This window comes from Turicimonas sp. TL08 (assembly GCF_054660695.1).
Genome location: NZ_BAAGDP010000040.1, coordinates 1 through 11,031, shown reverse-complemented (window position 1 = coordinate 11,031; position 11,031 = coordinate 1). Strand labels below are relative to the sequence as shown.

Sequence of the window (11,031 nt, the reverse complement as noted above, 5' to 3'; positions counted from 1 at the left end):
GAAATGAACGGTGCAGTAAGGCCGTTGTCAGCAGGAACCCAACGAGACCTTCTACAACAATAGGCTACGGCTGTTGTAGTGGTGGTAGGGAATCCTCTTCGTTCACGAAGAGGAGGATGTCAATTTTTTGCTGTAACGCCATAGTGCAAATTCCTCTGATGCTCTAGGCCTATAACGAGAGTTCAAAAAAATTTTTTCTCCTGAAATAAGCAACAAAAGATTTCTTTTATTACAGTAGGATTACAATCCACAAAAATAAAAGACACAAAGGAGAAAAAGATGGAAGTCTCTTTCACTGTCATAGTTATTTGTGTTTTGGCCTTTTTTGTGGCCGGCTTTATCGATTCAATTGCGGGCGGCGCAGGTTTTGTCACTGTTCCCTCTCTCTTGCTGTGCGGAGTTCCTCCGCACATGGCTCTCGGTACCGGAAAACTAGCAACCAGTATCGGTTCTTTAGCTGCTATTTGGACTTTTTGGCGCGGCAACTTAATCCTAATGAGAGTTGTTCCGGTCGGCATCCTTACGTCCATGATAGGCTCGATAACGGGTGGTAAACTCGCATTGCTCGTCCCTGATGAAATGATGGGAAAAGTTATTGTCATCATGCTGCCTTTGGCAATTTTGCTGACTATCTTTTCCGGCGGTTTCAAACTTGATGAAGGAGAAATGCCAAAAAAAGGTTTCTGGCTTCGGGTTTGCTTAATCGGAACAATCGTCGGCCTTTATGAAGGATTTTTCGGTCCCGGTGCAGGTACTTTCTTTTTAATTGCACTCCATGTTTTTTTAAAGATGGGGATGGTGCAGGCCTCGGGGACGGCTAAAGTTTTTAATTTGGCTGCTAACTTCGGTGCATACCTGGCTTTTGCAGCAGGCGGCTCCGTTATTTATTCCATTGCAATTCCATGCGCAATTTCCAGCATGATTGGCAACAGAGTAGGGGCCTACTATGCGATTAAAATCGGAAGTAAGTTCGTACGAAATATTTTGTATGTTGTCCTTGTCCTATTAATGGGCTCCCTTATTTACAGATTCTTTTAGAAACCTAACCCATGAGAAATATATTAATAATCGGTTCAACCGGTCAGATAGGTACAGAATTAACTGCAGCACTGAGAGAACATTTAGGTAATTCGGGTACTGTCTATGCCGGTTACACAAAACGCAGATCAGTGCCGGAATATTTACAAAAGACCGGACCTTCCGTAGAGATTGATATTCTTGATCGAGATGCGCTCGAGAAGATTGTCGAGACATATCAAATTGACACTATCTACAATCTAGCGGCCGTTCTTTCAGCAACCGCAGAAAAGGATCCGGTAAACGCCTGGCACGTTGGCATTGACGGTTTGCTTAATGTTCTTGAAGTTGCTCGAAAATACAACTGTGCGGTATTTACGCCAAGTTCTATCGGTGCTTTCGGACCAAGCTCTCCAAAGGTCAACACGCCTCAGGACTGCGTCATGAGGCCGACGACGATTTATGGCGTAAGCAAGGTAACCGGAGAGTTGCTTTCAGACTATTACTTCAAAAGATTCGCTGTTGATACCAGAAGCGTTAGGTTCCCGGGCCTAATCTCTTACACAACTCCTCCGGGAGGGGGCACAACCGACTATGCGGTTGATATTTTCTATTCAGCTGTCAAAGGGGAAAAGTTTGTTTGTCCGATTGGGCCGGATACAAAAATGGACTTCATGTATATGCCTGATGCGATACGGGCGGCAATAGAGATTATGGAGGCGGATTCTGCCAAGTTAGTTCATCGAAACAGCTTCAATGTCACGGCCATGAGTTTTTCTCCCAAAGAAATAGCTGAATCAATAAGAAGACATAAGCCGGATTTCAAAATCGAATATCAAATTGATCCTCTTCGTCAAGGAATTGCAGAGAGCTGGCCTGATTTCATGGATCAGAGCTGTGCGGAGACAGAGTGGGGTTGGAAGCCGAGATATCTGCTCGATGCCATGGTGGAAGACATGCTGAAAAATGTAGTTCCAGAAAAATACAATTGAGAACACATCTCTTTTCTTTTCAGTTCAACTTGTAGTTTGAAAAATGGTATCTCCTCAAAAAATAGATAAAATTATTGCGGTTAGGGTGCTTATGCCCTAAGCAAAAATTATTTCAAGTATGGAGATTTTCCGATGAAAAAATTAGTACTTTTGTTAGCTAGCGTTGGTCTTATGACTGCTGCTCAGGCTGCATACAAAGATGGCACTTTCGAAGGCGAAGGTGAAGGCAACCACGGCAAAATTACCGTTGCTGTTACAGTCAAAGGAGGTAAAGTTGCTGACGTTAAAGTCTTGAAGCACACAGAAACAGACATGATTATTCAGGCTCCGATCGACAACTTGATCCCTGAAATCGTTAAGAATGACGGTACAAAGGGCCTCGAAACAATCGCTGGCGCTACAAACTCTTCTAAGGGTATTATTGCTGCCGTTAACGCTGCTTTAGCAAAAGCTCAGTAATTTCTCGGTCATCTGAGACAAGGATCCTCCAGCTAACCACTGGGGGATTTTTTGTTAGATAAGGAGACTTTGCTTGAATTCAATATGTGGGGCGGAAAGCAAATTCTCCTCGGTTTTTCTTTTCTTCATCCCCTCCGTCTGTTCCCGCAGAGTAGAGAATGCGCTGCGTCTCCTATAAGCCATTGCAGAAGAGAAGACTACAAATTTCAATGCTTCCTACTTTTCTCGAAAGGTTCTCTGATTGGATAGAATACGAGCAACGAGAAAAAGGAATAATTGAAATGCTTAAGTTCTTAGCTGCTTGTTCTTTGTGCGGCTTTATGCTGACATCAGCAAATGCAGAAATGCCCGATACCATTGATATTCTCTACGTTAAAGCGCCGTTTAACCTTCAGAATATCGTGATGAAAAAACAGAACCTTTTGGAAAAAGAGTTCGCCAAAGATAATGTCAAAATTAACTGGATTCCTCTCACGCAGGGAGGAAAGCAGGGTCAGGCATTAGCCAGCAATTCGGCTCAAGTAACTTCAGTGATGAATTTCTCTTCGCTGGTTTTGGCAAATGCTAACGGCAACCCAATAAAAGTGATTGCCGGCGTCGGAAGGCCTTCCGAGCTTTTCGGCTTGGTGACCCTGTCCGGAAAGAAACCGGCGCAAGGAACAGAGGTTACTGTGGCCGGTCCTAAGGGTACCGCCTTGCATCAGCTCTTAGCCGATTACTTAAATAAAGAAAAAGTTCCTGAACGCAGTGTTCATTTCATTGGAATGAGCCAGCAGGCGGCATTAACTGCTCTACTTACCGGCAGAGTTGACTGTGCTCTCTTAGGAGGGGCTTTGCTGGAAAAAGCCAAGCAAGAAGGAGCCAAAGAAATTGCTAACGCTAAGGACTTTACCGGCGTTAATCTCGTGATGGCAGTAAGCAAAGATTTTGCTGAAAAATATCCTGAAGCTCTGGAGAAAATCGCTAATGCTCAGGATAAAGCGGTTCAATGGATTAATGAGAATAAACAGGAAGCCGTTAAAATCGGTGTCTCTGAGTTGGGTATACCGGAACAGTTAGGAAGCAAACTAGCCTCTGCATACCATTATTATTCTCGTTTAAATCCGGATGATATAGCACAGCTGGAAAAAACTCAGAAGTTTTTAAAAGACTACGGTTTTATTAAGAAAACCGTCCCGGTAGAAGAAATCGTGCTGCCGGTTGCAAAGGAGAAGTAAATGTATTTTCAAATGAAAAATTTTGTCGAGGTCAGAGAGCCCGAGGGCACCTTGGTTTTTCAGCTTGAAGATTTAATGAGATATTCCGGTCCGCGCGGTTTGATTGCGAGCGGCGTAACCATGAAGTTGTTAAGCCGAGCCTTTAAAGATCTTTCTCCGAACGAACCGCCGATGAGACATGAGATTTATATTCTTTCTTCTTTCCCGGGTTCCGACGTCGTGGATGGTTTTGAGCTAGTGACTAGGGCGGTCACAAGAGGAAGATACATCCTTGACCTTAATAAAGCACCGAAAGATGCACCTCCTTCTCCTGCTGGCGGTTCGATGTATTTTGAAATCGGGTATAGAGATAAATGTTTTGCCTACACGCTGTCTCCGGAAATTTTTGATAAAGAATGGTTTGAGGCAGTGGCAGCCAAACAAGAAGGATGCAAAACCGAAGTAGAACACGCTAACTATCTGGCCTATAAGTTTTCAGTGCTCGGCAAACTCATTGCTTCTTCAGATCCTTTCTTGCGTATTGAACCATGTAAATTGGACGAAAGATTTTCGAACAAATAGTAGTGATTTTCCCTAACAAATAGCCGTCATTAATATTATGATTTTGACGGCTTCTCATTGTTTATAAAAGAAATTTTAAAGTTTGATTTTGTTCCAAGATCACTAACATTTGTGATTTTCTTGGCAAATCTCTTTTATTTTTCTTTCCTTTGTTACAATCAGATCATCTCAGGAGATAAAGTTCTGTCGCTCCCTCGAGAGGACTTCAATAAGTAAAAAGGGAGGTGAACATGTTACAAAATGACCTGTCCGCTATGACCTTAGAAAAAGGCACCATCTTGATCGTTGATGATAATGAGCTCAACTGCGAGATTTTGTCTATTATTTTCTCTGCTCATCCGATTATCATTGCTTCAAACGGCAAAGAGGCTCTTGATGTTATTCGAGAGAAAAAAGGTGAACTTGATGCTGTTTTGCTGGATTATTTAATGCCTCAAATGGACGGTTTAACCTTTCTTGAGCAAGTAAAAGAAGAAAAACTCTTACCGCGAACGCCTATTTTCTTGATTACCTCCGAAGAGGACGACACTCTTGCCGCAAAAGCTTTCAAACTTGGCGTTGTCGATTTTATTAAGAGACCGTTATCCGCTTTTATTGTTCAGAAACGCGTCGAATCAATTATTGAGCTATATCAAACACGAGCCATACTAGAAAAGCTCTTAGAAAAAGAAACTAAAAAAGTTAGAGATTTTGGGCGAGCGCTGATTAAAACAATCGGAGCGGCTATTGAAGATCGCGTAAAAGACAGCAGAGCCCATAGCCATAATGTCAGAGCTCTGTCCCGAATCCTTTTAACGAAGAGCGAAGTTGGCGGAAATCTTACTCATCAAGAAATCAGAGAAGTTTTAGAAGCGATTTCTCTGCAGGACATAGGCAAGCTGTCCCAGGATTCTTCCCTTCATAACGACTCGGATCACCCGAATAAGGAACAGCAGGAAGAAATCTCCGAAAGAAACAAGAAGGCCATAATGTTACTGACGGACCTTCAAAAGGTTAGTCACTTTAAGCCGTTTGAGCTTGCAAAGGATTTGGCAGAATTCCAAAAAGATAAAATGGAAGGACACTATATTTCTGAGAAAATCGGAAATCAGGACATCCCCTTGTGGGTACAAGGGGTGGCATTTTCGTCTATGATTGACTCGATAATTGCTAATTCCGGAAAGAGCGGAAAAGAAGCTTTTTCTGAAGCGATGAAAAGAGTAGAAGAGGGAGAGTTCGGGGAATTCAATTCTCACTTACTCAAAGCAGTAAAAGAAAATTTAGATGAACTGCAAGCGGTTTATGGCTGAAGTTTCGGGAGGAAACTGAGGCGGCCGGAAAGGTTTAAAAATGGAAGAGTCCAAAAAACAAATCCTTGCTGAGGCTGGAATTAATGTGACTAAAGCATTAAACAGTTTCATGCAGATGGAACCGATGTATGAGAAATTTCTTAATAAGTTTTGTCTGGATCCGTCATTTGAAAATTTGGAAAAGGCAGTAGCGGTCAAAGATGAGGATCTCGCTCATCTTTCTTCTCATACTTTAAAAGGCATCAGCGCAACGCTGGGGATGGAAAAGCTCTATCAGCTTTTGCTAGAACAGGGCAATCATTTTAAAAAGCATGAATCTGAAGCCGGATATGACATGCTCCCTCAAATCAAAGAGGAATATTTAAAAATGATTGAAGCCATCAAAAAATAAGGCCTGCCGAAGCAGGCCGGAAAGCTAAAGCTGATTACTTGCCTTTAGCTTTGACTTGTTCAATCTTTGCATTTTTAACTAAGCTGACCAAATAGTTTTGGGCAGCTTGTTGTTTCCATAGATTAACGAGCTGAGGTTTGAGTTCAGCTTCAGTTGGGAATGGAACTTCTCTCTTATCGTCGAGTCTGACGATATGGTACCCGGCAGTACTCTTGAAAGGAATCGTCAAAAGCTGACCTTTAGTTAGGGAAGCGGCAGCTTCACCTAAACCGGGAATTTGAAAGTGTCTGATGTTGACCATCGGTAATGCACCGCCTGCTTCCTTGGTTCCGGCGTCAAGGCTGTTTTCTTTGGCCAATGCTGCAAAATCAGCTCCGCCTTGGATTTGTTTGATGAGGTCTCTGGCTTTGGACTCTTCTTTTACAAGAATGTGGCTGATTTTGACTTCATGCGGATCGTAGGCATCCTGAGCTTTCTTATAGAGTTCAGTGATTTGCGCAGCGGTCGGTTCTTTATCTCCAAGATTCTTCTTAATCAGCTGGTTAACGTATACGCGCTGCTTAAGAGCTTCGATCTCTTCCTTAACTTGCGGAAGCTGATCAATCTTTTGCTTTTTAGCTTCTTGGGCGATTACCAGCTGTTCAATAATAAGATTCTTTGCCAAGGCTTCCTGCTGTTTGACGTCAGTTACTCCGCGGGCGGCAATCTGTCCCATGAGATCTTTCTGAGTCTTTGCAGATACAGTCTGCCCGTTAACGGAAAATGCTGTTTGAGCTAAGGTAACTGAGCCGAGTGATGCCAATGCGATGGCAAGAAGTGTTTTTTTCATTTTAATTAGTCCTGTTAAGAAACTGGTTTAGTGTCTAGACTCGCTTGGCGCTAATAGCGTCATAGTTATGTTGTGAATGCCGTGCCCGATGAATGGTTTGAGGTATTCAAAGACGAGGCGGTGACGTTCAATTTTTGGGAGGCCTTCAAACCGTCTGGAAATCACAAATAAGTGATAAAGACCCGAAGCCGGCTGCGGGCTGCCCGGAATAAACTGATTGGAAAAACGCAGCTCAATCGGAAACAAAGGTTCGAGCGCGTTTGAAATTCTTTCTAATGATGGAGTGTGGCTCACTGTTCTTTTCCTTTAGTTTTGTCTTCAGAGATAAAAGGAGCAATATAAAAACCAATACCAAGCGTAAACAGAAGGGTCAGACCCATGAGGCCGAAGAGCTTAAAGTTAACCCAGAAATCTGTAGAGCAGGTATAGGCCACGACAAGATTTAAAACGCCTACCACTAAGAAAAAGGCAATCCAAGAGAGGAGGAGCTTTCTCCAAGCGGGAGCAGGAAGTTCTATCTGTTTTCCGAGCAATGACTTGATGAAGTTGCGTCCTGTCAGCATTCCAAAGACAAGGATAAGCGCAAAAACCCAATAAAGGATTGTCGGCTTCCACTTAATGAACATTTCGTCATGAAGCCAGATAGTCAAAGATCCGAATACCAAAATAATGGCAACAGAAATCCACAGCATTGGCTCCACTTTTTTGCCGCTAACCAAATTAAATACGATTTGCAGTAGAGAGACGAGGATTGCCGCTGCTGTGGCGCAGATGATAGGAGCTTGCGAAGCATCGAATCCGTTGCCAAGCCAAGAATTGCAAAGGCCGGCCGCATAGTCTGGGTTGCCTTGTGCAACTTTGAAAGTGACAAAGAATAAGATGACCGGAAGGAGGTCATAAAAAAACTTCACGTGTTTAGCTCCTACAGACGTTTGATTCAGCTAGATTTTACAAAAAAAGGAATTGTTTGTTAAATTATCGTTAATACCCCTCTTAAAATCTGAAGAAAATATTAAACGACGCTATAAAAAACAATCAAAATCTCTTTATATCCTCTGGAGCTCAATGGTTTAACTGAGAGTAACCAAATAATACAAAAAAAGATTTAAATGAATTGAAAATCTTAGGGTTTGTTAAGGATAAAGGGATATCCTTACCGTATCTTTAATTAGAGTATTATCGCGCGATGAAAACAATAAAAAAATTAGCTGTGGCCGCCTGTGTCGGTGCCGCGCTGATTTCGATGAATAACGAAACAAAAATGATTTCGGAAGTTAGAGCAGAAGCAGTTAAACCTTCCATAGTCCTTCCCGCCGGAGTGACTCAGGGCCCGACCGTTGAAGGTATTACAGAGTATCGTTTGGCCAATGGCTTACGAGTAGTTTTATTTTCCGATCCTTCCAAGCCTACTGCCACAGTCAATATGACTTACTTGGTTGGTTCTCGTCAAGAAAATTACGGCGAAACCGGAATGGCTCATTTGCTTGAGCACCTAATCTTCAAAGGCAGTAAAAATTTCCCGGATCCGACAAAAGAATTCTCTCGCCGCGGATTCCGTATGAATGGTTCAACTTGGTTCGACCGTACTAATTACTACGTATCTTTCTCCTCCACTGAAGACAATTTGAAATGGGCTTTGGCTTGGAGTGCTGATGCCATGCGCAACTCTTTCATTGCTAAGAAAGACTTAGACAGTGAAATGAGTGTTGTCCGCAATGAATACGAAATGGGAGAAAACTCTCCGTCCAGCGTCATGATGAAGCGTATGCAGTCCATGATTTTTGACTGGCATAACTACGGAAAGAGCACCATCGGCAACAAGAGCGATATTGAGAACGTCAGAATCGAAAACCTTCAAGACTTCTATCACCGCTATTATCGTCCCGATAATGCCGTACTCACGGTAAGCGGAAAGTTTGATGTCCAAAAAACTCTCAACTGGATTGCCGAAGACTTCGGAAAGATTGAGAATCCGGCTGAGGCTCTGCCTCCGGAGTGGACCGTTGAGCCGACCGCTGACGGCGAACGCTCCTTTGAAATCAGAAGAAAAGGGGAATCTCAGTTAGTTGCGGTTGCCTATCGCATTCCAAGCGCTTTGCACGCCGATTCTCCGGCAGTTGAAACAGCAGTAGACGTTCTGAGCGATGATCCTAACGGACGTCTTTACCAAAACTTGGTTAAAACTGGTTTGGCAACTAAAGTTTTTGGTTCCGTCATGGGGACTAAACAGCCTGGTTATGTAATTTTTATGGCTGTCGTCAAAAAGGGCGAACCAATCGAACCGGTTAGAAAAGCTTTAATCGAGACTATTGAAACTTCTTTAGAAAAAACTCCGATCTCCTCTAAGGAGCTGGAGAGAACAAAGATTGAAGCTGAAAACTTGTATGAAGTTCTCTTCTCTGATCCTGAAGCTTTTGGCGTTGGATTATCTGAGTTTATTGCCTTAGGTGATTGGAGACTCTTCTTCTACGGCCGCGACCAAATTCAGAAGGTGACTGCAAAGGAAGCTGAAAATGCAGCTTCTAAATACTTTGTCAGAGACAACCGAGTTGTCGGCGTTTTCTTGCCTGAAGATAATCCTAAGAGAGCCACGATCCCGTCTTCTCCAACGGCCGAGCAGCTTTTAGTGAATTACACACCTAAGCAAGACTCAGCAGAAGCAGAAACATTCGATTCTTCTTTTGCTAATTTAGACAAGAGAACTATCAAATTTAATGTGGGTGACCTGAAGGTTGCTCTGCTTCCTAAGAAGAACCGCGGAGAAACCGTCACGGTTATGCTGAAGTTCGACTACGGCAATCTCGAGAATCTTTCCGGAAAAGAAACAGCCATGACATTAGCTAATGCCATGCTGACTTATGGTACCGATAAGCTTTCCAGAGGAGAAATCGAAGACGAGATGTCTAAATTAAAGATGACCGGCTCGATTTCCAATTACGTCACTACAAGATCTAATCTGGATGCTTCTTTGAACTTCGTTGCCGATCTTTGGAAGCATTCCGTTTATCCGGAAAACGAATTTAAAGATCTGAAGAAGAAACTGACGGTCATGTTCGAAAGCATGAAGGACAAACCGGATGCTTTAAGTGATGATGCGATGGCTCAGCACTTCAACACTTATCCGAAAGGAGATCCTCGTCATTCTCCTTCTTTGGCAGAAAAGATTGCAGCATTAAATGCTTTGTCCGATGCTGATGTGAAGGCCTTTGCTAAGGAGTACTTCGGAACAGCCCGCGGAGAGATTGCAATTGTCGGCGATTTTGATGCAAAGAAAGCCGAAGAAACAATCAAGAAGGCTTTTGCTGACAACAAGAGTCAAGTAGCGTTCGGCAAGATTTATAAAGAATTCAAGCCTGTTGCAGCCACTCGAATCACCATCGATACTCCTGAAAAAGAAAATGCAGTTTTAGCAGGCAGAGCGGTATTTCCAATTAAAGACACGGATGCCGATGCTCCAGCCTTGATGATTGCTAACTGGATCTTAGGCGGTGGTACCGGTTTGTCTAACAGGCTCATTGGCCGTCTGCGTCAAAAAGAGGGCTTATCCTACGGTGCCGGCTCTGGGGTGAAGATTCCGGCTGAAGGTAATGAAGGGGCATTTGTTTTCAGAGCTATCGTCGCCCCTCAAAATCTTTTGAAGGCTGAAGCCAGCGCAAAAGATGTGATTGAGACAGCCGTAAGAGACGGTTTTACAGATCAAGAAGTTGCGGAGGCTAAGAAGGGATTTTTACAGAGCCAAGCCGTTGCTCGTGCTCAGGATCGTGTCATTTCTGCCAGTTGGATTAAAAAGCTTGAGCTCAATAGAGACTGGAATTTCAACAAGGAAATGGAAGACAAGATCAATGCATTAACTACTGCCCAGGTCAATGCAGTCCTGAAGAAGTATATTAAGCCTGATCAAATTACTTACATTCTTGCAGGTGACTTGAAGAAAACTAAAACGGAAGGGCAAAAATAAATTAGGGCGGGGGAGTTGAAAAATTTTTAACTTTCCCGTACTATGTACATAACAAACTTACATCTTTCAGAAGCCGCTTTTTTGCGGGCTGAAATCAACGAAATTAAGTTGTGACTCCGGCCTCTGGGTTAACCATCCGGAGTTTTTCATTTTCCGATCATCATGTTGCTTGCCTTGTGCTTGCGCTTCTGTCTGAAATATTGCATCGGTTAGAGTATCTATGGGAGGGCCTTCCTCCCATGGTTCGGGCTACAGTTCATCGTCATCGTATTCATCAGCCTCATCATCGTAATCCATTTCTCTTTCCGGCTCAGAATC

At 43.2% G+C, this 11,031-nt stretch carries 12 protein-coding genes; 9 read left to right on the top strand and 3 right to left on the bottom strand.

The genetic code is table 11. The annotated features are described in order from the left end of the window. The first annotated feature begins 279 nt into the window (after positions 1-279). From ACYQ4O_RS12550 to ACYQ4O_RS12520, 7 genes are all read left to right on the top strand, one after another. Positions 280-1,038 (top strand): sulfite exporter TauE/SafE family protein, encoded by a 759-nt coding sequence (locus ACYQ4O_RS12550; protein WP_066592737.1) that lies wholly within the window; start codon positions 280-282, stop codon positions 1,036-1,038. 11 nt (positions 1,039-1,049) lie between these two features. Then, positions 1,050-2,009 carry an NAD-dependent epimerase/dehydratase family protein gene (locus ACYQ4O_RS12545; protein WP_308513553.1) on the top strand — a complete coding sequence of 320 codons (960 nt, stop codon included), beginning with the start codon at positions 1,050-1,052 and terminating at the stop codon, positions 2,007-2,009. A 132-nt stretch (positions 2,010-2,141) separates the two neighbouring features. Further along, on the top strand, positions 2,142-2,468 hold the full coding sequence (locus ACYQ4O_RS12540) for an FMN-binding protein (protein ID WP_066592733.1): 327 nt from the start codon (positions 2,142-2,144) through the stop codon (positions 2,466-2,468). A 281-nt stretch (positions 2,469-2,749) separates the two neighbouring features. Then, complete coding sequence (locus ACYQ4O_RS12535; RefSeq protein ID WP_460175822.1) at positions 2,750-3,685, top strand: ABC transporter substrate-binding protein; 936 nt, start codon at positions 2,750-2,752, stop codon at positions 3,683-3,685. Next, positions 3,686-4,246 carry a hypothetical protein gene (locus ACYQ4O_RS12530; RefSeq protein ID WP_308513550.1) on the top strand — a complete coding sequence of 187 codons (561 nt, stop codon included), beginning with the start codon at positions 3,686-3,688 and terminating at the stop codon, positions 4,244-4,246. A gap of 230 nt (positions 4,247-4,476) precedes the next feature. After that, positions 4,477-5,535, top strand: coding sequence for a response regulator (locus ACYQ4O_RS12525; RefSeq protein ID WP_460175821.1), 1,059 nt, complete (start codon positions 4,477-4,479; stop codon positions 5,533-5,535). Positions 5,536-5,575: 40 nt separating this feature from the next. Then, complete coding sequence (locus ACYQ4O_RS12520; protein WP_460175820.1) at positions 5,576-5,926, top strand: Hpt domain-containing protein; 351 nt, start codon at positions 5,576-5,578, stop codon at positions 5,924-5,926. Positions 5,927-5,960: 34 nt separating this feature from the next. Here ACYQ4O_RS12520 and ACYQ4O_RS12515 read toward each other — a convergent pair whose 3' ends face one another. From ACYQ4O_RS12515 to ACYQ4O_RS12505, 3 genes are read right to left on the bottom strand one after another with little or no spacing between them, the layout of a single operon-like run. Next, positions 5,961-6,755 carry a peptidylprolyl isomerase gene (locus ACYQ4O_RS12515; protein WP_066592719.1) on the bottom strand — a complete coding sequence of 265 codons (795 nt, stop codon included), beginning with the start codon at positions 6,753-6,755 and terminating at the stop codon, positions 5,961-5,963. Positions 6,756-6,782: 27 nt separating this feature from the next. Then, complete coding sequence (locus tag ACYQ4O_RS12510) at positions 6,783-7,049, bottom strand: BolA/IbaG family iron-sulfur metabolism protein (protein ID WP_308513546.1); 267 nt, start codon at positions 7,047-7,049, stop codon at positions 6,783-6,785. After that, on the bottom strand, positions 7,046-7,666 hold the full coding sequence (locus ACYQ4O_RS12505; RefSeq protein WP_308513545.1) for a septation protein A: 621 nt from the start codon (positions 7,664-7,666) through the stop codon (positions 7,046-7,048). Before ACYQ4O_RS12505 ends, ACYQ4O_RS12510 begins: the two co-directional genes overlap by 4 nt. A 275-nt stretch (positions 7,667-7,941) precedes the next feature. On the opposite strand from ACYQ4O_RS12505, the gene ACYQ4O_RS12500 reads away from it, so the two are divergent. Both ACYQ4O_RS12500 and ACYQ4O_RS12495 read left to right on the top strand, forming a co-directional pair. Next, entirely contained in the window at positions 7,942-10,713 is a 2,772-nt protein-coding gene (locus ACYQ4O_RS12500; RefSeq protein ID WP_460175819.1) for a M16 family metallopeptidase, read from the top strand. A gap of 110 nt (positions 10,714-10,823) precedes the next feature. Further along, on the top strand, positions 10,824-11,031 hold a 208-nt coding region (locus tag ACYQ4O_RS12495; protein ID WP_460175818.1), incomplete at its 3' end, for a hypothetical protein.

Coding starts and splice junctions, on each gene's coding strand:
- ACYQ4O_RS12535 (WP_460175822.1), top strand. CDS start 2,750: ATGCTTAAGTTCTTAGCTGCTTGTTCTTTGTGCGGCTTTATGCTGACA.
- ACYQ4O_RS12525 (WP_460175821.1), top strand. CDS start 4,477: ATGTTACAAAATGACCTGTCCGCTATGACCTTAGAAAAAGGCACCATC.
- ACYQ4O_RS12515 (WP_066592719.1), bottom strand. CDS start 6,755: ATGAAAAAAACACTTCTTGCCATCGCATTGGCATCACTCGGCTCAGTT.
- ACYQ4O_RS12530 (WP_308513550.1), top strand. CDS start 3,686: ATGTATTTTCAAATGAAAAATTTTGTCGAGGTCAGAGAGCCCGAGGGC.
- ACYQ4O_RS12545 (WP_308513553.1), top strand. CDS start 1,050: ATGAGAAATATATTAATAATCGGTTCAACCGGTCAGATAGGTACAGAA.
- ACYQ4O_RS12520 (WP_460175820.1), top strand. CDS start 5,576: ATGGAAGAGTCCAAAAAACAAATCCTTGCTGAGGCTGGAATTAATGTG.
- ACYQ4O_RS12550 (WP_066592737.1), top strand. CDS start 280: ATGGAAGTCTCTTTCACTGTCATAGTTATTTGTGTTTTGGCCTTTTTT.
- ACYQ4O_RS12500 (WP_460175819.1), top strand. CDS start 7,942: ATGAAAACAATAAAAAAATTAGCTGTGGCCGCCTGTGTCGGTGCCGCG.
- ACYQ4O_RS12540 (WP_066592733.1), top strand. CDS start 2,142: ATGAAAAAATTAGTACTTTTGTTAGCTAGCGTTGGTCTTATGACTGCT.